General features: G+C 54.6%; 18 protein-coding genes. 9 read left to right on the top strand and 9 right to left on the bottom strand.

The genetic code is table 11. The features are described 5' to 3' along the window. Positions 1–245: 245 nt before the first annotated feature. Complete coding sequence (locus tag SIK69_RS01680; RefSeq protein ID WP_319785251.1) at positions 246–611, bottom strand: primase-like DNA-binding domain-containing protein; 366 nt, start codon at positions 609–611, stop codon at positions 246–248. 445 nt (positions 612–1,056) lie between these two features. Between SIK69_RS01680 and SIK69_RS01675 the strand changes: the two genes are divergently transcribed. Further along, positions 1,057–3,447, top strand: a complete 2,391-nt coding sequence (locus SIK69_RS01675; RefSeq protein ID WP_319628144.1) for a glucose/quinate/shikimate family membrane-bound PQQ-dependent dehydrogenase — start codon at positions 1,057–1,059, stop codon at positions 3,445–3,447. A gap of 113 nt (positions 3,448–3,560) precedes the next feature. On the opposite strand, the gene cueO is transcribed toward SIK69_RS01675, so the two are convergent. Continuing rightward, complete coding sequence (gene cueO, locus SIK69_RS01670; RefSeq protein WP_319785250.1) at positions 3,561–5,147, bottom strand: multicopper oxidase CueO; 1,587 nt, start codon at positions 5,145–5,147, stop codon at positions 3,561–3,563. Between the two features lie 145 nt (positions 5,148–5,292). Here cueO and SIK69_RS01665 point away from each other — a divergent pair, with 145 nt between their 5' ends. The 3 genes from SIK69_RS01665 to speD are packed head-to-tail and all read left to right on the top strand — an operon-like array spanning position 5,293 to position 7,366. After that, complete coding sequence (locus SIK69_RS01665) at positions 5,293–5,640, top strand: YacC family pilotin-like protein (protein WP_319628146.1); 348 nt, start codon at positions 5,293–5,295, stop codon at positions 5,638–5,640. A gap of 57 nt (positions 5,641–5,697) precedes the next feature. Continuing rightward, positions 5,698–6,585, top strand: a complete 888-nt coding sequence (gene speE, locus SIK69_RS01660) for a polyamine aminopropyltransferase (protein ID WP_319785249.1) — start codon at positions 5,698–5,700, stop codon at positions 6,583–6,585. Then, positions 6,572–7,366, top strand: coding sequence for an adenosylmethionine decarboxylase (gene speD / locus SIK69_RS01655; protein WP_319628148.1), 795 nt, complete (start codon positions 6,572–6,574; stop codon positions 7,364–7,366). The genes speE and speD overlap by 14 nt, the downstream gene beginning before the upstream one ends. Positions 7,367–7,405: 39 nt before the next feature. Here speD and yacL read toward each other — a convergent pair whose 3' ends face one another. Next, the gene (gene yacL, locus SIK69_RS01650; RefSeq protein ID WP_319628149.1) at positions 7,406–7,768 is read right to left on the bottom strand and encodes a protein YacL; all 363 of its coding nucleotides are present in this window, start codon (positions 7,766–7,768) and stop codon (positions 7,406–7,408) included. 139 nt (positions 7,769–7,907) lie between these two features. Then, positions 7,908–10,505 (bottom strand): bifunctional aconitate hydratase 2/2-methylisocitrate dehydratase, encoded by a 2,598-nt coding sequence (gene acnB, locus SIK69_RS01645; RefSeq protein ID WP_319785248.1) that lies wholly within the window; start codon positions 10,503–10,505, stop codon positions 7,908–7,910. Between the two features lie 381 nt (positions 10,506–10,886). Here acnB and SIK69_RS01640 point away from each other — a divergent pair, with 381 nt between their 5' ends. Then, positions 10,887–12,566: a DUF3300 domain-containing protein gene (locus SIK69_RS01640; RefSeq protein ID WP_319628151.1), complete on the top strand. Its 1,680-nt coding sequence runs from the start codon at positions 10,887–10,889 to the stop codon at positions 12,564–12,566. Positions 12,567–12,575: 9 nt separating this feature from the next. Next, entirely contained in the window at positions 12,576–13,367 is a 792-nt protein-coding gene (locus tag SIK69_RS01635) for a DUF2950 family protein (RefSeq protein WP_319785247.1), read from the top strand. A gap of 208 nt (positions 13,368–13,575) precedes the next feature. Here SIK69_RS01635 and SIK69_RS01630 read toward each other — a convergent pair whose 3' ends face one another. Further along, complete coding sequence (locus SIK69_RS01630; protein WP_319785246.1) at positions 13,576–14,103, bottom strand: hypothetical protein; 528 nt, start codon at positions 14,101–14,103, stop codon at positions 13,576–13,578. A gap of 339 nt (positions 14,104–14,442) precedes the next feature. On the opposite strand from SIK69_RS01630, the gene SIK69_RS01625 reads away from it, so the two are divergent. The 3 genes from SIK69_RS01625 (at position 14,443) to SIK69_RS01615 (ending at position 16,938) form a co-directional block, all read left to right on the top strand. After that, positions 14,443–15,753 carry a sensor histidine kinase gene (locus tag SIK69_RS01625; RefSeq protein ID WP_319785245.1) on the top strand — a complete coding sequence of 437 codons (1,311 nt, stop codon included), beginning with the start codon at positions 14,443–14,445 and terminating at the stop codon, positions 15,751–15,753. A 6-nt stretch (positions 15,754–15,759) separates the two neighbouring features. Next, positions 15,760–16,371 (top strand): response regulator transcription factor, encoded by a 612-nt coding sequence (locus SIK69_RS01620; RefSeq protein ID WP_319628155.1) that lies wholly within the window; start codon positions 15,760–15,762, stop codon positions 16,369–16,371. 87 nt (positions 16,372–16,458) lie between these two features. Next, positions 16,459–16,938: a GlcG/HbpS family heme-binding protein gene (locus tag SIK69_RS01615; protein ID WP_319628156.1), complete on the top strand. Its 480-nt coding sequence runs from the start codon at positions 16,459–16,461 to the stop codon at positions 16,936–16,938. Between the two features lie 169 nt (positions 16,939–17,107). Here SIK69_RS01615 and SIK69_RS01610 read toward each other — a convergent pair whose 3' ends face one another. From SIK69_RS01610 to aceE, 4 genes are all read right to left on the bottom strand, one after another. Then, complete coding sequence (locus SIK69_RS01610; RefSeq protein WP_319628157.1) at positions 17,108–17,392, bottom strand: hypothetical protein; 285 nt, start codon at positions 17,390–17,392, stop codon at positions 17,108–17,110. Between the two features lie 191 nt (positions 17,393–17,583). Beyond that, on the bottom strand, positions 17,584–19,008 hold the full coding sequence (gene lpdA, locus SIK69_RS01605; RefSeq protein WP_110510792.1) for a dihydrolipoyl dehydrogenase: 1,425 nt from the start codon (positions 19,006–19,008) through the stop codon (positions 17,584–17,586). A 201-nt stretch (positions 19,009–19,209) separates the two neighbouring features. Continuing rightward, positions 19,210–21,096: a pyruvate dehydrogenase complex dihydrolipoyllysine-residue acetyltransferase gene (aceF, locus tag SIK69_RS01600; protein WP_319628158.1), complete on the bottom strand. Its 1,887-nt coding sequence runs from the start codon at positions 21,094–21,096 to the stop codon at positions 19,210–19,212. Positions 21,097–21,110: 14 nt separating this feature from the next. After that, on the bottom strand, positions 21,111–23,774 hold the full coding sequence (gene aceE / locus SIK69_RS01595; protein WP_319628159.1) for a pyruvate dehydrogenase (acetyl-transferring), homodimeric type: 2,664 nt from the start codon (positions 23,772–23,774) through the stop codon (positions 21,111–21,113). Positions 23,775–23,855: the final 81 nt, after the last annotated feature.

Genomic DNA, 23,855 nt, shown 5'->3' with positions numbered 1-23,855 from the left:
GCGGACCGTCCTGGTGGGCTAGAGGTGCAGGGATTATTATCCTCCCTGTAAATCTTTTTGGCGTTGCGCAGGGCTACTGCTCTACTAACGACTAAAATTGTCACTTTTCCCTTTAATAATAATCCACTGTGGTGGTAGACGTAAGGTAGAGGGAGTTATAGTTACCTCTACCTGTCTGTAAGCCCTGTCCTGTCTGGTGTTGTGGGGCTTCTGGTAGCGGTGTAGACGTAAGCCGGGGGTAAAACTTAGGCAGGGGGGTCAGCGTCCGGCACATCACCGCCCCATGCGTGGGGCAGAAATTCGTCTGCCTGTTCGTTCAGGTTGACGTTAGTCTGCGTCCTGCCGTTGATTTTTCGGGTCAAATAAACCGCCCGGTATTCCTTTGCGGCCTGTCTGACTGTGCGGGAAAACTTTTCCACTGACAGCGGCTTACCGAGGTTGTGATAGTCCATAAAGGCCAGATAGCAGTGATAGAGGTAGACCTTTGGCTCTGGCTGGCCTGCCCACGTGCCGCCGCCCATCATCATGCCTTTCGGCTCTCCCATGAAATATAGCGCGGCGCACAGGTCACTCACCGGGTCTGTGCCGCGCTTAATGGCGAGTGCTTCCACAGAGTCGCGCTGTTCAGTTATCAGTTAAAAGCTGGTGGGCAGTGTCCGGGTCGCTGGACGTGGATAACAGGCGGCGAATGATAACCGGGAGTTTGGACTTTGTTACAGCGAAAAATCATGAATAAGCACTGAAACAAGCCTAAACATATCTTATTGATAAAATAAGTTAAAATAAGAAAAGCATGAAAATATGAGAAAGCATGTAATCAAGGTGTTTCATGCTTCAACAGTATGTTTCATAACACTAACCATATGATTTCAGGGTAAATCTCTCAACCACGCGGACCAGTGCCTACGCCGTTGATCGGCAAGCCATGCAGTATACCAGCAAAAGCATTTATGGGGTGTATGAGATAAGAAAGCTCAATTTGTGATTCCGATCACACTTGTTAAATCCTATAATTAATTGCTACTAAAAAATTAACAACATACAGGTGTGCTTTCTATGGCAGAAACAAAACCACAACAGACCGGGCTTCTGGTGAAGCTGACGGCGCTGTTTGCAGCCTTTTGCGGGCTGTATCTCTTAATCGGTGGGGTCTGGCTCGTCTCCTTAGGCGGGTCATGGTACTACCCTATCGTCGGACTCGTGATGCTGGCCGTCACCGCCATGCTGTGGCGCGGTAAGCGTTCCGCCCTGTGGCTGTATGCGCTGGTGCTGCTGGTGACCATGATTTGGGGCGTCTGGGAAGTCGGCTTCGATTTCTGGGCACTGACGCCGCGCAGCGACATTCTGGTGTTCTTCGGCATCTGGCTTATCCTGCCATTTGTCTGGCGTCGCCTGATTGTGCCATCCAGCGGGGCTGTTGCCGCCCTGGTGGTGGTGTTGCTGATTTCCGGGGGCATTCTGACCTGGGCGGGCTTCCACGATCCGCAGGAAATCAACGGCACGCTGAGCACCGACGTCACGCCTGCGACCCCGATTTCTCAGGTTGCCGATCAGGACTGGCCTGCATATGGTCGTAATCAGGAAGGCCAGCGCTGGTCTCCACTGAAGCAAATCAACGCCGACAACGTTCATCAGCTGAAAGAAGCCTGGGTCTTCCGGACTGGCGATCTGAAGCAGCCGAACGATCCGGGTGAAATCACTAACGAAGTGACGCCAATTAAAGTCGGCGACATGCTGTATCTCTGTTCCGCGCACCAGCGTCTGTTTGCTCTGGATGCGGCCACCGGGAAAGAGAAATGGCACTTCGACCCGCAGCTCAATACCAACACCTTCTTCCAGCACGTAACCTGCCGCGGCGTGTCTTATCACGAAGCAAAAGCGGATAGCGCCCCGGCGAATGTCGTTGCAGACTGCCCGCGCCGTATCCTGCTGCCGGTAAACGACGGACGTCTGTTCGCGCTGAATGCCGATAACGGCAAGCTGTGCGAAAGCTTTGGCAACAAAGGCGTGCTGAATCTGCAGACTAACCAGCCGGTCACCACGCCGGGCATGTACGAGCCGACGTCGCCGCCGATCGTGACCGATACCACCATCGTCATCGCCGGGTCCGTGACCGATAACTTCTCGACCCGTGAAGCGTCTGGCGTGATCCGTGGTTTCGACGTGAACACTGGGAAACTGCTGTGGGCCTTCGATCCGGGTGCGAAAGATCCGAACGCTATCCCGAACGATGAGCACAAGTTTAGCCTGAACTCGCCGAACTCATGGGCACCTGCGGCCTATGACGCGAAGCTGGACCTGGTGTATCTGCCGATGGGCGTCTCCACTCCGGATATCTGGGGCGGCAACCGCACACCGGAACAGGAACGCTATGCCAACTCTATCGTGGCGTTGAATGCGACCACCGGTAAGCTGGCCTGGAGTTACCAGACCGTTCACCACGATCTCTGGGATATGGACCATCCATCACAGCCGACGCTGGCAGATATCACCGTAGACGGCAAAACCGTGCCGGTGGTGTACGCCCCGGCCAAAACCGGGAACATCTTCGTGCTCGATCGTCGTAACGGTCAGCTGGTTGTTCCTGCTCCAGAAAAACCGGTTCCACAGGGTCCTGCAAAAGGCGACCGTCTGAGCCCAACTCAGCCGTTCTCTGACCTCTCCTTCCGTCCGAAGAAAGACATGAGCGGCGCGGACATGTGGGGTGCGACCATGTTCGACCAGCTGGTGTGCCGCGTGATGTTCCATCAGCTGCGTTACGAGGGCATCTTCACGCCACCGTCTGAGCAGGGCACGCTGGTGTTCCCGGGTAACCTGGGGATGTTCGAATGGGGTGGAATTTCCGTTGACCCGAACCGTCAGGTGGCTATCGCTAACCCGATCGCTCTGCCGTTCGTTTCCCGTCTGATGCCGCGCGGTCCGGGTAATCCGATGGAACAACCGACTGACGCCAAAGGTTCCGGTACCGAAACCGGCATTCAGCCACAGTACGGCGTGCCGTATGGCGTGACGCTGAACCCGTTCCTGTCGCCGTTTGGCCTGCCGTGCAAACAGCCAGGCTGGGGTTATATCTCCGCACTGGATCTGAAAACTAACCAGATCGCATGGAAAAAACGTATCGGTACGCCGCAGGACAGCCTGGGCTTCCCAATGCCGTTTAAACTGCCATTCAATCTGGGGATGCCAATGCTGGGTGGCCCGATTTCCACTGCCGGTAACGTGCTGTTTGTTGCGGCCACTGCGGATAACTATCTGCGTGCCTACAACATGACCAACGGCGATAAGCTGTGGGAAGGCCGTCTGCCAGCCGGTGGTCAGGCGACACCGATGACCTATGAAGTGAATGGCAAGCAGTACGTTGTCATCTCCGCAGGGGGTCACGGTTCGTTTGGTACGAAGATGGGCGACTACATTGTGGCCTACGCGTTACCGGACGACGCGAAGTAAAAGCAAAACGGCAACCCGAGGGTTGCCGTTATATTCCTGCCCGGTGGCGATGCGCTTACCGGCCTACGGAGCGAGTCTTGTAGGCCTGGCAAGTTTGCGCCGCCGGGCATTATTTACACCGTAAATCCAAGCATCATCCCTGTATCCTCATGCTCTAACAGATGGCAATGCGCCATATAGGCATGGTCCTTCGACGCTTGATGATCAAACTTCACCAGCACTTCACTGACCGCTCCTTCCACGCGTACCGTATCCTTCCAGCCTGCACGATGGGCCGCTGGCGGTTTGCCATTTTCCGACAGAATGCGGAACTGGGTACCGTGAATGTGGAATGGGTGGAGCATCATGTCGCCCTCACCTGAAATCGTCCAGCGCTCGAACTGACCGCGGCTGGCGGCGAACATCGGCGTGTTCATGTCGAATGCCTGGCCGTTGATCCGGTTGGCATTGTGGAAATCGAAGCCCTGAGCACCATGATTCATGTGCCCCATGTTGCCATGCTTCATTCCATCCATGTGTCCGCCCATCTGCATAGTGCCGTGGCCCATCATCTGCCCATGGTCCATGCCGCCCATCGCCTGTTTGCCGTATTTCTTCATCAGCGCCTGCATCCCCATCATGTCGAGCATCGGATCCATCGACAGCTGGAATTTACGCTGCGTCAGGCCTTCCAGAGACGGCAGCGCGGGCAGCGTGGCAAGCGTATCCGGCAGCGTGGCAGAGGCCGGAATTTGCACCGGCTGAATGCGCATCACCGGATGGGCTTTATCGAACGGCGCAACCGCCATGCCCATCTGGTTCACCGGCAGCATCAGCAGGTCAAACGGTTTGCCATCGCGGGTTTCCACCAGCACCTCAAAGCGCTCGCCCATCAGCATCGGCAGTTCAGACAGTTTCACTGGCTCGGCCAACATGCCGCCGTCGCTGGCAATCACATACAACGGGCGGTTATCGCTGGTCGCCAGATTGAGCGAACGGGCGTTACAGCCGTTGAGCAGACGCAGACGCAGCCAGCCTCGCGGCGGAGTATGCTGCGGATAAATCGCGCCGTTGGTCAGGAGCGTGTCGCCAAACCAACCAACCGCTGCGCTCATGATATCCAGCTGATAATCAATCTGCCCATCGGCGCTGAAGCGCTTGTCCTGAATGATGACCGGCACATCGTCGATCCCCCACTGCTTAGGCAGCAGCAGCGCATGAATCTGCGGGTCTTCGATAAGCACCAGCCCCGCCAGCCCCATCGCCACCTGATGCCCGGTTTTACCGTGCTGGTGTGGATGGAACCAGCAGGTGGCGGCCTGCTGGGTTGGGGTAAAGGTCACGGAGCGGGTAGCCCCGGGCTTGATAATACCCTGTGGCCCCCCATCGACGTCGCCGGGGATTTCCAGCCCGTGCCAGTGAACCGTGGTCTCTTCGGCGAGCTGGTTGTGGATATCCACCGTGACCACTTTGCCCTGCTGCAGCTGCAGCGCGGGACCCAGCAGATTACCGTTGTAACCCCATGTGGTGGCAGTGTGCGGGCCAAACTGGCTCTTACCGCTTTGCACCGTCAACGCAATACGGCCACGGGAATCAGCGGTGAGTAAATTGGGGATCGGTAGTGCTGGCCGTTCGGCCGCTAGCACGCTCCGACTCCATAACGGTAATGCGCTGGCAACCCCAACAGCGGTGGCTAATTTGATAAATTCACGACGTTGCATCTTCACTCCCTTTGCGTCTGCAGGCGAATTATTGAGCTTAAACCTTTCCCTTACCGGAAGGTCAAGCATAATCCCTCTAAATAAGCCCTGCGCACCTTTTAGAAGTGTGCTAACGTTGAATTTCGTGGATGCATTGGTAACTAAAATGAAGACGTTTTTTAGAACTGTGGTACTCGGAACGCTGCTTGCTATCTCCTCTAACAGCTACGCATTAAGCGAGTCCGAGGCCGAAGATATGGCCGATCTGACGGCGGTATTTGTGTTCCTGAAAAACGACTGTGGCTACCAGAATCTGCCGAACCAGCAAATTCGTCGTGCTTTGGTCTTTTTTGCCCAGCAAAATCAATGGGATCTCAGCAACTACGACACCTTTAACATGAAGGCGCTCGGCGAAGACAGCTATCGCGATTTGAGCGGCATCCGCATCCCGACTTCCAAAAAGTGCAAAGCGCTGGCTCGCGATTCGCTAAGCCTGCTTGCCTACGTCAAGTAACCCCTCTCTGCTGAAATAATGACCGTGCATCGGCGGTCATGAAGGAGGTATTCCCCCATGGCTGACAACACTCTGTGGCATGAAACGCTGCACGACCAATTTGGTCAATACTTTGCCGTTGAGAAGGTGCTGTATCACGAGAAAACCGATCATCAGGATCTGATTATCTTCGAGAACGCCGCATTCGGGCGCGTGATGGCGCTGGACGGCGTGGTGCAAACCACCGAACGCGATGAGTTTATCTATCACGAGATGATGACTCACGTTCCCCTGCTGGCCCACGGTCACGCCAAACACGTGCTGATTATCGGCGGCGGCGACGGCGCGATGCTGCGCGAAGTGAGCCGCTACAAAAACATCGAGACCATTACCATGGTGGAAATCGATGCGGGCGTGGTCTCCTTCTGCCGTCAGTATTTGCCAAATCATAATGCCGGGAGCTACGACGATCCGCGCTTTACGCTGGTGATTGACGACGGCGTCAATTTTGTTAACCAGACGACGCAAACGTTTGACGTGATTATCTCAGACTGCACTGACCCAATCGGGCCGGGCGAAAGTCTGTTTACCTCTGCGTTCTATGAAGGCTGCAAACGCTGCCTGAATCCGGGTGGGATCTTCGTGGCGCAGAACGGCGTGTGCTTCCTGCAACAGGACGAAGCGCTCGACAGTCACCGCAAGCTTAGCCACTACTTTGGCGATGTGAGCTTCTATCAGGCGGCTGTTCCAACCTATTATGGCGGCATCATGACCTTCGCCTGGGCGACGGACAACGAAGCGTTGCGCCATCTCTCAACTGAGATTATCCTGGCCCGTTTCCATCAGGCCAGTTTGACCTGCCGCTACTATAATCCGGCTATCCATACCGCGGCCTTTGCCTTACCGCAATATCTGCAGAACGCCCTGTCTGCGACCGAGGAGGTGAGCCCAATTGAAAAAGCTTAAACTGCATGGCTTTAATAACCTGACCAAAAGCCTGAGTTTTTGTATTTACGATATCTGCTACGTAAAAACGGCAGAAGAGCGCGATGGTTATATCGCCTATATCGATGAACTCTATAACGCCAACCGTCTGACCGAAATCCTGTCAGAGACCTGCTCGATTATCGGTGCCAATATTCTTAATATCGCGCGTCAGGATTACGAGCCCCAGGGAGCCAGCGTCACCATTCTGGTGAGCGAAGAGCCGGTTGACCCGAAACTTATCGACACCACTGAACACCCGGGCCCGCTGCCGGAAGCCGTGGTCGCCCATCTCGATAAAAGCCATATCTGCGTGCATACCTATCCGGAAAGCCATCCAGAAGGCGGTCTGTGTACCTTCCGCGCAGATATCGAAGTCTCGACCTGCGGGGTGATTTCCCCGCTGAATGCGCTGAATTACCTGATCCACCAGCTGGAGTCAGATATCGTGACCATCGATTATCGCGTGCGGGGGTTTACCCGCGACGTGAACGGCATGAAGCACTTTATCGATCACGAAATTAACTCCATTCAGAACTTTATGTCTGATGACATGAAGGCGCTGTATGACATGCTGGATGTGAACGTCTATCAGGAGAACATCTTCCATACCAAGATGTTGCTGAAGGAATTCGACCTGAAACACTATATGTTCCACACCCAACCGGAAGACTTGAGTGAAGAAGAGCGGAAGGCCATTACCGACCTGCTCTGGAAAGAGATGCGCGAAATCTACTCCGGCCGCAATATGCCTGCCGTTTAAGCCATCACGGAGCAGGGACGCTCCGCCCGGTCATGCACTTTACTTCTGATTGATGAATTCGCGGTAAGCCGCCACCACCTGCAGAAAGTCTTCTACGCCACACATCGACAGGCTTTCCTCGTCGTAGTAGCTCATCCCTTCTTCCATTTCATCGCCGGAAATTTCCAGCTGATTGGCACGCACCATCACTTCTTCACCGTCCATCCAGACCGTGTACTCATGGCCCGTTCGTTGCCAGGATCGCTCAGTGCCTTTTACCGTCTGAGCCGCCTGTTCAACCTCGTCCAGCAGCGCGAGGTTATCTTTCACCTCTTCATTGAACCAGTGTCCGACGGCCTCATGGCCCATCGACATCCGCACTTTTACGCCTCCGGTAATGTCGCGCAGAAATTCGTAATCCATAGTGTATTCCTCGTATACGGCAACGCGTCACCGCTGCATTGCACCTGAGGTAATTATCGCAGTTAGGGAGGAGAAAAAAAGCGTGGTGGAGGTGAAGAATGGAAATAAAACCCTCTCCCGGGCGGGAGAGGGTTAGCTTTTATACTGCGGTCTGGAAAATCACGCCGTCGGCTTTCTCGGTGTACTGAGAGAGCTTATCGAAGTTCAGATAACGGTAGGTATCCACCGCAGTCTTATCGACCTGCGCCATGAAGGTCTGATACTCATCCGGCGTTGGCAGTTTGCCGATTAGCGCCGCAACGGCCGCCAGTTCAGCAGATGCCAGGTACACGTTAGCGCCCGTACCCAGACGGTTCGGGAAGTTACGGGTCGAGGTGGAGACCACCGTTGATCCGTCCGCCACACGCGCCTGGTTACCCATGCACAGGGAGCAACCCGGGATCTCAATACGTGCGCCGCTCTTACCGAAGACGCTGTAGTAGCCCTCTTCCGTCAGCTGTGCGGCATCCATACGGGTCGGCGGGGCTACCCACAGACGGGTTGGTAACTGGCCTTTATGGGTATCCAGCAGCTTACCCGCCGCGCGGAAGTGACCGATGTTGGTCATGCACGAACCGATAAACACCTCGTCAATCTTATCGCCCTGAACGTCGGACAGCAGACGCGCATCATCCGGATCGTTCGGTGCACACAGGATTGGCTCTTTGATGTCGGCCAGATCGATGTCGATCACCGCCGCGTATTCGGCGTCAGCATCGGCTTCGAGCAGCTGTGGGTCCGCCAGCCATTTTTCCATCCCCTGAATACGACGCTCCAGGGTACGACGGTCGCCGTAGCCTTCTGCAATCATCCACTTCAGCAGGACGATGTTAGAGTTGAGATACTCTTCGATCGGTGCCTGATTCAGTTTGATGGTACAGCCCGCCGCAGAACGTTCTGCCGACGCATCGGTCAGTTCGAACGCCTGCTCGACTTTCAGATCCGGCAGGCCTTCGATTTCAAGAATCCGGCCAGAGAAGATGTTCTTCTTGCCTTTCTTCTCTACGGTCAGCAGACCTTGCTTGATAGCGTACAGCGGAATGGCATGTACGAGGTCACGCAGGGTGATACCCGGCTGCATTTTACCTTTGAAGCGCACCAGCACGGATTCCGGCATGTCGAGCGGCATTACGCCGGTCGCGGCGGCAAATGCCACCAGGCCAGATCCCGCCGGGAAGGAGATGCCGATCGGGAAACGGGTGTGGGAGTCACCGCCGGTGCCCACGGTATCCGGCAGCAGCATACGGTTCAGCCACGAGTGGATAACACCGTCGCCCGGACGCAGGGACACGCCGCCACGGTTCATGATGAAGTCTGGCAGGGTGTGATGCGTACTCACGTCAACCGGCTTCGGATAAGCCGCGGTGTGGCAGAAGGACTGCATCACCAAATCTGCCGAGAAGCCCAGGCACGCCAGGTCTTTCAGCTCATCACGGGTCATTGGACCGGTGGTATCTTGAGAGCCGACGGAGGTCATTTTCGGTTCGCAGTAAGCGCCTGGACGCACACCGGCTACGCCGCAAGCACGACCAACCATTTTCTGCGCCAGAGAGTAACCGCGGGTGCTTTCTGCCACATCTTTCGCGTGACGGAACACGTCGCTGTGCGGCAGGCCCATCGCTTCGCGCGCTTTGGTGGTCAGACCGCGGCCAATGATCAGCGGAATACGGCCCCCGGCGCGCACTTCGTCGATCAGCACGTCGGTTTTCAGCTCAAAGCTCGCCAGCAGTTCGTTGGTTTCGTGGTTACGCACTTCGCCCTTGAACGGATAAACGTCGATAACGTCGCCCATGTTCAGGTTATTCACGTCCACTTCAATTGGCAGCGCGCCCGCATCTTCCATGGTATTGAAGAAGATAGGGGCGATTTTACCACCGAGAACCAGACCACCGCCGCGCTTGTTCGGCACGTGCGGAATGTCGTCGCCCATAAACCACAGAACGGAGTTGGTGGCGGATTTACGCGAAGAACCGGTCCCGACGACGTCGCCGACGTAGGCCAGCGGGAAGCCTTTCTTATTTAATTCTTCAATTTGTTTGATTGGGCCAACCGCGCCCGGCTGATCCGGCTCAATGCCTTCACGGGCGTTTTTAAGCATCGCCAGGGCGTGCAGGGGGATATCCGGACGAGACCAGGCATCCGGGGCCGGTGACAGATCATCGGTGTTAGTTTCACCGGTAACTTTGAACACGGTGACGGTGATTTTTTCCGCCAGTTGCGGACGGCTGGTAAACCATTCAGCATCTGCCCAGGATTGCATCACCTGTTTGGCGTAGCGGTTGCCCGCTTTCGCTTTCTCTTCCACGTCGTAGAAGTTATCGAACATCAGCAGGGTGTGGGACAGGGCTTTGGCTGCAATCGGAGCCAGAGTTGCGCTGTCCAGCGCGTCAATCAGCGGATGAATATTGTAGCCGCCCTGCATGGTGCCCAGCAGTTCGATAGCTTTTTCAGGGGACACCAGTGGAGAGGTTGCTTCGCCTTTGGCGACAGCGGCAAGGAAACCGGCTTTCACATAGGCGGCTTCATCAACGCCTGGCGGTACTCGGTTAATCAGCAGGTCTAACAGGAATTCTTCTTCGCCCGCGGGCGGTGCTTTCAGCAGCTCGACGAGTGCGGCCATTTGGGTTGCATCTAAAGGTTTTGCAACAATCCCCTCGGCGGCACGCTCAGCTACGTGCTTACGGTATTCTTCTAGCACGACGGTATCTCCTCGCTCTCATTATCGTAATGCACATGATCACAATGTGCATGCGGCCGGCGTTCTCTTCACGCTCCTGTGAGACAGCAGTTAGTAGGGTACTTTGCCCGATACCGCGTCGGGCAGCATAGCAGGATTTAGGGGGGGTGTTAATCCGTTTACAAAAAAGCAACATTAAAATTTTGCTGAATCGTTAAGGCCAGCATAATGCAGTCTGAAAGGCTTTTTGACGGGGTAATCTTTCCTACGGAATCGTACCAATGTGTGAAATCACCACATAAGTCAAAAACAAAAAATAAGTCTCCCTATACTCGCGGCATGGTTGCCATTTTCGGCAATACTCTCTGACACAGGCCAAAATTTTTGCGCCAGGAGATCAAAATGACGTTGCCTTTCAAGCCCCATATCCTTGCGCTGATTTGTAGCGCCGGGCTGTTAGCCGCCTCGGGTACTTTGTATGTTAAAAGCCGGGCCGCCGAAACGCCTCCCGCGCCTGCCCCTGTCGTCCAACCCGTTGCCGCTACACCAGCGACCCCAACAATACCTGCACCTGCACCTGTCGCTGCTCAACCGGTCGCTACGACGTATACCGCCGCGCAAATCGATCAGTGGGTGGCACCTGTCGCGCTCTATCCGGACAATTTATTGTCGCAGGTGCTGATGGCCTCAACCTACCCGAGCAACGTTCTGCAAGCGGTACAGTGGTCGCAGGATAACCCGACCATGCAGGGCGATCCCGCCGTGCAGGCGGTCGCCAACCAACCGTGGGATCCAAGCGTGAAATCGCTGGTTGCCTTCCCGGCGCTGCTGTCGCTGATGGGTGAAAACCCGCAGTGGGTGCAGGACTTAGGCAACGCGTTTCTGGCCCAACCGCAGGACGTGATGGACTCGGTGCAAAAACTGCGCGCAGTGGCTCAGCAAACCGGGACGCTGAAATCGTCGCCGCAGCAGAAAGTGACCACCACCAGCATCGCGCCGCCACCGGCGTCCGCCACCACGACCAAAACCAGCACGACCACGGTGGTTGAACCGGCTCCGACGACACAAATTATCAAGATAGAGTCCACCGATCCGAACGTGGTGTATGTTCCAACCTATAACCCGAACACGGTGTACGGCACCTGGCCGAATACCTCTTATCCGCCAGTCTATTTACCGCCGACGCCGGGCCAGCAATTCACCAACAGCTATATGAATGGCCTCGGATACAGCCTGGGCGTGGCCACTACCTGGGCGCTGTTCAGCAGCATCGACTGGGATGATGACTACCATCATCATGACGATGACTGGGGACACGGGGGCTATCACGGCGGCGGAAATAACAACATCGATATCGACGTCAACAACTATAACCATTTCAGTAATCAGCATTTAGACGGTAAAAACCTGAACTGGCAGCACAACCCGACGTTCCGAAACAACGTGCCGTACCCGAACAACAACGTGGCACAGCGATTCCATCAGACCAACGTTTCCGGCGGTCTGAGTGCCACCCAGCATGCGCCAGCCAACCGGACCGATCAGCGCCAGGCAGCGCTGGATCAGTTTCAGCAGCGCACCCACAACGGCGCGGCGGCAGGTCTGACAGCGGGCGGTGTGGCAGCCAAAGCGGGTAATCGTGACGTCCAGCGTCAGGCCGCATCGCAGCAGCTCAACAAAATAACCCAGCGGAGTAACTACCGTGGCTATGACACGCCAGAGAACCGGGCGGCGGCGAAAAACAGAGTGCAGCATCCGACGGCGCAACAACAGCAGCACCGTCAGGAAGTGAAATCACGGGCTCAAAATCCCACTGCGCAGCAACAGCAGCACCGTGAAGCGGCGAAATCTCAGGTACAGCAGCATCGGGCCTCAGTGACGCCGCAGCAGCATCAACAACGCCAGCAGCAGGCGCAAAACTTCCGTTCCAACGCCCTGAGTGGCAACGATAGCCGTTCGCCGTCGTGGGAAGCTCAGCGCCAGCGGGGAACGCAAAGCCGCAATTCCGCGCATCTCGACAGCAATCAGCGCGCGGCAGTCCAGCGTAATGTCTCTCAACACCGCGAACTGCGTCACCGCTAAGGAGCAGCTATGAAAAAACTGATGATGACCGGCTGGCTGGCGCTGTTTGCCCTGCCCGCCCTGGCCCAACAGCATTTTACTACGCCGGAAAAGGCCTCAACGGCCCTGGTCGACGCGATTACTACGCAAAATGAAACCGCCCTCAACGATCTGCTCGGCGATAACTGGCAGCAATATTTACCACCGGAAGGGGCTGATCCACAGGCGGTGGCGCGTTTCCTGCGCGACTGGAAAGTGGGCCATAAAATTGTGACTGAGGCCGATACCGCATTCCTGAACGTCGGGCGTGAAGAGTGGCAATTGCCTATCCCGATGATAAAAACCGCAGAAGGCTGGCATTTCGATATGGCTCAAGCCGCGGATGAAATTCAGACCCGTGAAATCGGCCGCAACGAGCTGTCAGCTATTCAGGCGATGCATGCCTATGTTGACGCACAGCAGGATTACTATCAGCGCTTCCAGACTTATGCACAAAAGTTGTTAAGTTCTGAAGGCCAGAAAGACGGCCTGTACTGGCCAACACAGCCGGGTGAAGAACCAAGCCCATTGGGCCCGGCCTACAGCCCGACAGAGCCTGACGCAGGTTATCATGGCTATCGTTTCCGCATTATTCCGGATAGCGACAAACAGGGATTCGCTCTGATTGCCTGGCCGGTTAGATACGGAGAGACCGGGATCATGAGCTTTATGATTGACGGTAATGACACCGTTTATCAGACCGACCTGGGAATTGAGTCACAGCAGAAAGCCCAAACTCTGGAAGCTTTCAGGACGGATAAAGCCTGGCAGCCCGTACAGTAAAATAGTTAAGCGGCCAGGCGATTTCCGGCTGGCCGCTTGAAAAGCTGTTACCTGCATTCCAGACTCGAACGCCATTTCTCGCCCATCAATGATTAAATTCTTTTGCGACAGTTCAATGGTGGCATTATAGATAAGCCCCTGGTCTTTATCTTCGGAGGCTCTTTAACTATCCTTTCTAAACGAATCATTCACTACTCGCCCCAGATTATTATTTAAAGCCATGCGCAGCAATGAATGTTAAAACATATTCATCGTAACGCTTATCTGCAGTATAAAGTTCAGAATATATCATGTAATTACCAACACTCTTTACCTTCCCACCTGATAAAGTCAAACCTTCCCATAATTCTTCGCCCCCCCAATAAAATTGACTACAGCAAAAGCCATTGGTATTTTCAATTGAAAATGGAAGGTTGTACTCTAATATTTTTTTCTTGGCCGATAAATCATAAACAACAATCACACCTGAAAGTTTTTTTATAAAATCTCGAATATTTTTCTCTTCTTCGTCGTGTGATAAAGTGTCTTCAGCATTTAAATCTTTCCCATAAGGGTATTTACGCTTCACTAAAATATCGAGACTGTAGTCGCCGGGCTTTTCAACATAGACCATAAACCTCTGCATCGGCAGCTTATGCCGCTGACCTTCACTGACCTCTTCTTTTTGGGCAGAATGAGACACTGACAAACAGAGTTGCATCATCACCAGGAAAAATAATGAGACTATCTTTAACATATACATCTCCTTATAAGACCATTACGAATTCCGACCTTCTTATAATTGTCAAAAAATTATGAACATCATACTCACCCTACCAGATACAGGATGAATCCCCATTAACCATGATATATTTTCGGATTATATTAAGGGTTAAGTTATAAATATCTATGCAGGACATTCATTACATACACTCAGCAAATACAACGCAAATAAATGACTAAGGAGGAAACGGGATCTCAGAATCTCGGGCGTGCAGTGTGGCAATGGCGTGAACTCATGCACATTTCAACTTCCTGCTGACGAGCCCCTGTTCTCTGTGGTACTTATCATCACATTTAACCGCGGGACTTTTGGATGCAGATGACAACTCAACGCGCTTATATCGCCCGGGGCATGCTTCTCTGGCTGGCCGCCTGCCTGGTGTGCAGCGCTCTGCTATACGCGGAACAGATTCGTCGCCAATACTGGCAATATGATCGGGCATTCACCGCGCTGTTCAGTACCATCAGTACCGCTCTGACCCAGAATGAATCGGTCATCCCCATCCTCAACGGTGATGAAGACCTGGCGTTGCTACGGCAAAAGTTCCCGCAAATTCAGTCTCTGGAAAAGACCACTGGCAGAGCGCTGGATGCGCCTCGCGTCGAACCGCTCTCTGCCACGAGCTACTGGTTGTATAACCCCTATCGCCAGATTCGGGTGCAGGTCAATCTGGCCCCTCAGCTTCACCCGGATGCGCACTTCGCTGATATTCGCCTGAGCCTGACGGAAAATCCGACGCCCGGGTCGTATCGCTGGCACTGGACCCGACAGTTCCCACAACATTTTCAGCCGTTTATTTTGCAGGCCAGCGCCACGCCTCACTGGTTCAGGGTGGCACTATTACCTCATGTGCTGCTGGTCGCCGGATGGGCTTTTATCATCAGCATGACGATGCTGCTGCTGTGGGGACGTAAACAGCAGCGCAGCGATCGCCAGCGGGCGGACTATTATCAACACGCTCGATTGAACACCCTGGGGGAAATGGCGGCGGGCGTGGTCCATGAAATTAACCAACCGCTGACCGCTACACAGATGTGGATCCAGGGCGGGATCCGTCAGTTGGATCAAGGACGTATTGACGAGGCACAACACGCCATGCGCTCGGCCCTGACCCAGACGCAGCGGATTAACGACCTGTTGACCCGTTTTCGCGCCCATCTGGTTCAGGAGGAAGTCACGATGACCCGCGTCAATCTGGCCGATAGCTGGCAGCGGGTGGGCAATTTGCTGGAACGTGAGCCAGGCTCAAAACAGATTTACATTACCCACGATTTCAGCGCGCTGTACGTACAGGCCGACAGGCTGTGGCTGGAGCAGGTGCTGCATAATTTGTTAAACAACGCGATTCAGGCTCAGGCGGACAGTCCACAGGGCTGGGTACACATTGCCAGTGAAGCGGCAGGCTACCGGGTGAAAGTGACGATTTCCGATGGTGGCCCCGGCTTGAGCCCTGAAGCCCTGAAGCTCGCCCTGATGCCGCTGTTCAGCGAACGCCTTGGCGGATTAGGCCTCGGCCTGACGCTGAGCGAATCACTCATGACCCGTATGAACGGTAGCCTTGAGCTGGCGAACGCCCCGGGTGGCGGGGCACAAATTAGTTTGTGGCTAATAAGAGAGAAATAGCACTCGATGGAAAAGCATATTTTTATCGTCGATGACGATGCCTCAATTCGGGAGTCGCTCTCTTTTCTGTTCTCCACCCTGGGTTGGACGACACAGAGTTTCGACTCGATCGATGCCTTTAGTACGGCCTGCACACCCGACAGGATGTTGACGGGATGTCTGCTGCTGGATATGCGGATGCCGGGTAGCAGCGGGCTGACCTGGCTTGAGCAGAACAGTGCCTCACATCCGCTGCTGCCAGTGGTGATGATGACCGGTCACGGCTCTATCGACGCCTGCCGTCGGGCATTTCATCACGGCGTTTTTGAATTTTTCACCAAACCGCTGGATGCGGACCGGCTAATCGAAACGGTACATTTAGCCTTTGCCGAAAGCGAAACCCGCTCGCACGCCTGGCAGGAACATATCCAGGCCAAACAGCTTTTCGCCCAACTAACCGCTCGCGAAACGGATGTGCTGCACGAACTGATCACCGGGGCCAGCAACAAAGAGGTGGCGGTGCGTCTGGCCCTGTCGACGCGAACCGTCGAGGCGCACCGGGCGGCCATTTTTAACAAACTCGGCGTCAGCAGTCTGGTGCAGGCGATCCGCGAATACGACAAGCTGCACTACGTATAATTACCAGGATCGCTGCGTATTCCTCCGAATTACGTTGGCTGTTCCACGTTGTTAGGATAATGACCAACAACAACGAGGAACAACGCCATGAACAAATTCATCATTACCGCTGCATTGCTTGCCGGGTTCGCGACCACTGCCGCCCAGGCCGAATCACTGAGCCAGAAAAACATCTCGCTGGCCGAGGCCAATAGCCTGGCGCAGGAAGCCATCAAATCCTGCACCGCGAACAACTATCAGGTAACGGTAACCGTGGTCGACCGCGCGGGTGTGATCAAAGCCGTTCAGCGTACCGATAACGCCGGGCCGCACACCGTGAAGGCCAGCGAAATGAAAGCCTTTACAGCCCTGAGTATGAAAAATGCCAGTGGCAAAGTGATGGAGGCGGCGCAGAACAACGCGGGTGCGCAGAATTTACGTGATATCCCGGGCCTGTTATTGCTGGCCGGGGGATTACCGGTAAAAGACGGGAATGAGGTGATCGGGGCTATCGGTATCGGCGGTGCGCCGGGTGGCAACCTGGACGAAGCTTGTGCGCAAGCGGCACTGGATAACGTTAAACGCTAAGCTCTGTTTGTGTCGGGTGGCGCTACGCTGACCCGACCTACTGCCATATTTGTGTCGGGTGGCGCTGTGCTGACCCGACCTACTGTCATATTTGTGTCGGGTGGCGCTGCGCTGACCCGACCTACTGTCATATTTGTGTCGGGTGGCGCTGTGCTGACCCGACTACAGCTTAGCCCTGATGCGGCATCAGGCCTGGCTGTGCGACAACGGCAGGTCGAGTGCTGGACAGTGCGCCTTCATCAGCTTTAATGCTGCCGGAGTTGGCGGCCCAAACGCCTTCCTGAGTTTTAGAGATAGCCTGATGCTGCGCATTCAGGTTCTCGCCCATGGCCGCGATGTGCGTGGTTTCAGTTCCACCGCTGTTATCCGCCCACGGGATAACCGGATCGTCGGCCAATGCCAGACCAGAAAACAGCGTCGTTGCCAGGATTGCGGTAGTCAGAAAAGTTTTCATGCTGCACCTCATTTATAGTTTTCACCCTATAAGTTTACCTAGTTATTATACTCATGATAACGAATAGATGTGCACAGATGTTTACGTAGAAATGTTTTTAAATAAACAAGTTAGCTCCAAACCTTGTCCTGACTGGTTTTTTACAGACATAAAAAAAGCGGCCCTAAGGCCGCTTCTTACATTCAGAAAACTTATTTCTTTTTCGCTTTCGGGTTCGGCAGGTCGGTGATGCTACCTTCGAACACTTCTGCCGCCAGACCCACTGACTCATGCAGAGTCGGGTGAGCATGGATGGTCAGCGCGATGTCTTCTGCATCACAGCCCATTTCGATAGCCAGACCGATTTCACCCAGCAGCTCGCCGCCGTTGGTGCCGACAATCGCACCACCAATAACACGGTGAGTTTCTTTGTCGAAAATCAGTTTGGTCATACCGTCTGCGCAATCGGAAGCGATAGCACGGCCAGAAGCAGCCCACGGGAAGGTGGCGGTTTCGTAGCTGATGCCTTTCTCTTTCGCTTCTTTCTCGGTCAGACCAACCCAGGCAACTTCTGGCTCAGTGTACGCGATGGATGGGATCACTTTCGGATCGAAGTAGTGCTTCATGCCGGCGATAACTTCCGCGGCTACGTGACCTTCGTGAACACCTTTGTGTGCCAGCATTGGCTGACCGACGATATCGCCGATAGCAAAGATGTGCGGCACGTTAGTGCGCAGCTGCTTGTCAACGCGGATGAAACCACGGTCGTCGACTTCCACGCCTGCTTTGCCTGCGTCGAGGTTTTTACCGTTCGGCACACGACCGATAGCCACCAGCACCGCGTCGTAACGCTGCGCTTCAGCAGGGGCTTTTTTGCCTTCCATGGAAACGTAAATACCGTCTTCTTTCGCTTCAACGGCAGTCACTTTGGTTTCCAGCATCAGGTTGAATTTCTTGCTGATGCGCTTGGTGAAGACTTTAACCACGTCTTTATCGGCAGCCGGGATAACCTGGTCGAACATTTCAACCACGTCAATCTCTGAACCCAGCGAATGGTACACGGTACCCATTTCCAGACCGATGATACCGCCACCCATGACCAGCAGGCGTTTCGGTACGGTTTTCAGTTCCAGAGCGTCGGTGGAATCCCATACGCGCGGATCTTCATGCGGAATGAACGGCAGTTCGATCGGACGGGAACCCGCCGCGATGATCGCGTTGTCGAAGTTGATTACGGTTTTGCCGTTTTCGCCTTCCACTTCCAGCGTGTTAGCACCGGTGAATTTACCCAGACCGTTGACCACTTTCACTTTACGGCCTTTGGCCATACCAGCGAGGCCGCCGGTCAGTTGGGTGATTACTTTTTCTTTCCAGGTACGAATCTTGTCGATATCGGTTTTCGGCTCACCGAAGACGATACCGTGTTCAGCCAGCGCTTTGGCTTCTTCGATAACTTTCGCAACGTGCAGCAGTGCTTTAGAAGGGATACAGCCGACGTTCAGACAAACACCACCGAGGGTGCTGTAACGCTCGACGATGACGGTTTCCAGACCTAAATCAGCGCAACGGAAGGCAGCGGAATAACCTGCCGGGCCTGCCCCAAGTACCACGACCTGAGTTTTGATTTCAGTACTCATCATGACCTCTGTAATTTATTTCCGGCGGTCCCTGGTCTTTAACGCCCATTGCCACCGGGACGTTCTATCCGCCCGTATTTTACAAAATTGTTAACAATTTTGAAACAACAAACGGCAAACGATTTGTCTTTTGCAGCGATAACCTCATGGTGCGCAATGAGATTACCAGAAAAAAGCCGGCCGATTGGCCGGCTTTTTCGCTTACATCACCAGGCGGCGAATGTCAGCCAGGGTGTTGTTGATGATGGTAATGAAGCGAGCACCATCAGCGCCGTCGATCACACGGTGGTCGAAGGAGAGAGACATCGGCATCATCAGACGCGGAACGAACTCTTTACCATTCCACACCGGCTCCATCGCCGACTTGGACACACCGAGGATAGCCACTTCCGGCGCGTTAACGATAGGCGCGAAGTGAGTTGTCCCGATGCCGCCCAGGCTGGAGATGGTGAAGCAGCCGCCCTGCATTTCGCCAGCGGTCAGCTTGCCATCACGGGCTTTCTTAGAGATAGCCATCAGCTCGCGAGACAGTTCGGTGATGCTCTTCTTGTTCACGTCTTTAAAGACTGGAACAACCAGACCATTCGGGGTATCAACCGCCACACCGATGTTGATGTATTTCTTCAGCGTCAGCTTCTGACCGTCTTCAGACAGGGAGCTGTTGAAGCGAGGCATCTGCTCCAGCGCGGTTGCAACGGCTTTCATAATGAAGACCACTGGGGTGAATTTCACGTCCAGTTTGCGCTTAGCGGCTTCTTCGTTCTGCTGTTTGCGGAACGCTTCCAGATCGGTGATATCTGTTTTGTCGAAGTGCGTAACGTGCGGGATCATCACCCAGTTACGGCTCAGGTTAGCACCAGAGATTTTCTGGATGCGGCCCATTTCCACTTCTTCGATTTCACCAAACTTGCTGAAGTCAACTTTCGGCCATGGCAGCATGCCCGGCAGACCACCACCTGTGGCAGCGGCAGGTGCAGACTCTGCGCGTTTGACGGCGTCTTTCACGTAGGCCTGAACGTCTTCGCGCAGGATACGGCCTTTACGACCGGTGCCTTTCACTTTCGCCAGGTTCACGCCGAATTCGCGCGCCAGGCGGCGGATCAGCGGAGTCGCGTGGATGTAAGCGTCGTTTTCAGCGAACTCAGATTTGCCTTCCGCTTTCGCCGCAGGGGCTGCAGCCGGAGCCGCTTTTGCCTGAGCTGGAGCCGCAGCAGCGGGTGCAGCCGCCGGAGCCGCAGCAGGGGCTGCGCCTTCAACTTCGAAGACCATGATCAGAGAACCCGTAGACACTTTGTCGCCGGTGCTGATTTTGATTTCTTTTACGGTACCTGCGAACGGAGCCGGAACTTCCATTGAAGCCTTGTCACCTTCAACGGTTATCAGTGACTGCTCAGCGGCAACTTTGTCGCCCACTTTCACCATCACTTCGGTCACTTCAACTTCGTCACCGCCGATGTCCGGTACGTTAACGTCTTTCGCGCCGGTTGCAGCCGGAGCCGCAGCGGCGGCTGGAGCAGCGGCCTGAGCAGGTGCAGCAGCCGGTGCTTCACCCGCCACTTCGAAGACCATAATCAGGGAACCGGTAGACACTTTGTCGCCGGTGTTGATTTTGATCTCTTTCACAACGCCCGCGAACGGAGCCGGAACTTCCATCGAGGCTTTGTCGCCTTCAACGGTGATCAGCGACTGTTCAGCGGCAACGGTGTCGCCCACTTTGACCATGATTTCGGTAACTTCAACTTCGTCGCCGCCGATATCCGGTACGTTAACATCTTTCGCCGCAGCCGCAGCTGGGGCAGCAGCAGGTGCCGCTTCTTTCTTCTCTTCTGCCTGAGCAGGTGCAGCTGCTGCACCGTCGGCAGAATCGAAAATCATGATAAGTTTACCGGTCTCGGTTTTGTCACCGACAGAGACTTTGATCTCTTTAACGATGCCAGCCTGTGGAGACGGAACTTCCATAGAGGCTTTGTCGCCTTCTACGGTGATCAGCGACTGTTCTGCTTCAACTTTGTCGCCAACTTTGACCAGGATCTCGGTGATTTCAACTTCATCAGCCCCGATGTCCGGCACATTGATTTCGATAGCCATTCTTCTTTTACCTCTTACGCCAGACGCGGGTTAACTTTATCTGCATCGATGTTGAACTTGGTGATTGCTTCCGCCACCACTTTCTTGTCGATTTCGCCACGTTTAGCCAGTTCGCCCAGGGCTGCAACCACCACATAAGAAGCATCAACTTCGAAGTGGTGACGCAGGTTTTCACGGCTGTCAGAGCGACCAAAGCCGTCAGTACCCAGTACGCGGTAATCATCAGCCGGTACATAAGTACGAACCTGTTCAGCAAACAGTTTCATATAGTCAGTCGATGCCACTGCCGGCGCGTCGTTCATCACCTGAGCGATGTACGGAACGCGTGGCGTTTCCATCGGGTGCAACATGTTCCAGCGCTCACAGTCCTGACCGTCACGGGCCAGTTCGGTGAAGGAGGTGACGGAGTACACGTCAGAGCCCACGCCGTAATCTTTCGCCAGGATCTGCGCTGCTTCACGAACGTGACGCAGGATAGAACCGGAGCCCAGCAGCTGAACTTTACCTTTGCTACCTTCAACGGTTTCGAGTTTGTAGATACCTTTACGGATACCTTCCTCAGCACCTTCCGGCATCGCCGGCATGTGGTAGTTTTCGTTCAGGGTGGTGATGTAGTAGAACACGTTCTCTTGTTTCTCACCGTACATGCGAACCAGACCGTCATGCATGATGACAGCAACTTCGTACGCGTAAGACGGGTCGTAAGAGATACAGTTCGGGATAGTCAGAGACTGAATATGGCTGTGACCATCTTCGTGCTGCAGACCTTCGCCGTTCAGCGTCGTACGACCGGAGGTACCGCCGACCAGGAAGCCGCGAGCCTGCTGATCGCCAGCCTGCCAGCACAGATCGCCGATACGCTGGAAGCCGAACATCGAGTAGTAGATGTAGAACGGGATCATTGGCAGGTTGTTGGTGCTGTAAGAGGTCGCAGCAGCCAGCCAGGATGCGCCAGCACCCAGTTCGTTGATACCTTCCTGCAGGATCTGACCTTTCTCATCTTCTTTGTAATACGCTACCTGCTCACGGTCCTGCGGGGTGTACTGCTGGCCGTTGGAGCTGTAGATACCAATCTGACGGAACAGACCTTCCATACCGAAGGTACGCGCTTCATCGGCGAGGATTGGAACCAGACGGTCTTTGATAGACGGGTTCTTCAGCATCACGTTCAGGGCACGCACGAAAGCGATGGTGGTGGAGATCTCTTTGTTCTGCTCTTCGAGCAGCTGAGAGAAATCAGCCAGCGCAGGCATTTCCAGTTTCTCGGTGAAGTTCACCTGGCGGCTCGGCAGGTAGCCGTGCAGCTTCTGACGCTGAGCGTGCAGATAGGTGTGTTCTTCAGAACCTTCAGGGAAGGTAACGTACGGCAGTTTTTCGATGTCAGCATCGGATACCGGCACGTTGAAACGATCGCGGACGTAGCGAACACCGTCCATGTTCATTTTCTTCACCTGGTGAGCGATGTTTTTGCCTTCGGCAGTTTCGCCCATGCCATAACCTTTAACGGTATGAGCCAGGATAACGGTCGCTTTGCCTTTGGTGTCCTGCGCGTTTTTCAGTGCAGCGTAGACTTTCTTCGGATCGTGACCACCACGGTTCAGGGCCCAGATCTGATCGTCAGTCCAGTCGGCAACCAGGGCAGCGGTCTCCGGATATTTACCGAAGAAGTGCTCACGCACATACGCGCCGTTTTTGGATTTGAAGGTCTGGTAATCGCCATCAACGGTTTCGTTCATCAGCTGAATCAGCTTACCGCTGGTGTCTTTACGCAGCAGCTCATCCCAACGACCGCCCCACATGACTTTCACCACGTTCCAGCCAGCACCGCTGAAGATGCCTTCCAGTTCGTTAACGATTTTGCCGTTACCGGTGACCGGGCCATCAAGGCGCTGCAGGTTACAGTTGATGATGAAGCACAGGTTGTCCAGTTTGTCGCGGGTCGCGATGGTGATTGCACCTTTGGATTCTGGCTCATCCATCTCACCGTCGCCCAGGAAGGCGTAAACGGTCTGCTGAGAGGTGTCTTTCAGGCCACGGTGTTCCAGATATTTCAGGAATTTAGCCTGGTAGATAGCACCGATTGGGCCCAGACCCATGGAAACGGTCGGGAACTGCCAGAATTCTGGCATCAGTTTCGGGTGCGGGTATGAGGACAGACCGTTGCCGTGAACTTCCTGACGGAAGTTGTTCATCTGCTCTTCGGTCAGACGACCTTCAAGGAAGGCACGTGCGTAAACGCCCGGAGAGATGTGGCCCTGGAAGTACACCAGGTCGCCGCCGTCTTTGTCATTGCGCGCACGGAAGAAGTGGTTGTAGCACACTTCATAAATGGTCGCAGAAGACTGGAAGGAGGACATGTGGCCACCCAGTTCCAGGTCTTTCTTGGACGCGCGCAGAACGGTCATGATCGCGTTCCAGCGGATAGCAGAACGAATGCGACGTTCCAGATCCAGATTGCCCGGGTATTCCGGTTCATCTTCAACGGCAATCGTGTTCACATAATTGCTTGCCCCGGCACCAGCTGCCACGTTCACACCGCCTTTGCGGGCTTCGGAAAGCAGTTGATCAATAAGATACTGAGCACGCTCAACACCTTCTTCACGGATGACCGATTCGATCGCCTGTAGCCAGTCGCGAGTTTCGATCGGATCCACGTCATTTTGTAAACGGTCTGACATGGGGGGTATTCCTTATCTATTCGTTGATTAGTCTGGAACCTGTCCCATTGCGCTTTCTGCCCTGCATATTTCGGGTTGTCT

It is taken from the genome of Scandinavium lactucae (assembly GCF_033843265.1).
Taxonomy (GTDB): domain Bacteria; phylum Pseudomonadota; class Gammaproteobacteria; order Enterobacterales; family Enterobacteriaceae; genus Scandinavium; species Scandinavium lactucae.
This window is presented reverse-complemented; position numbering and strand designations above follow the sequence as displayed.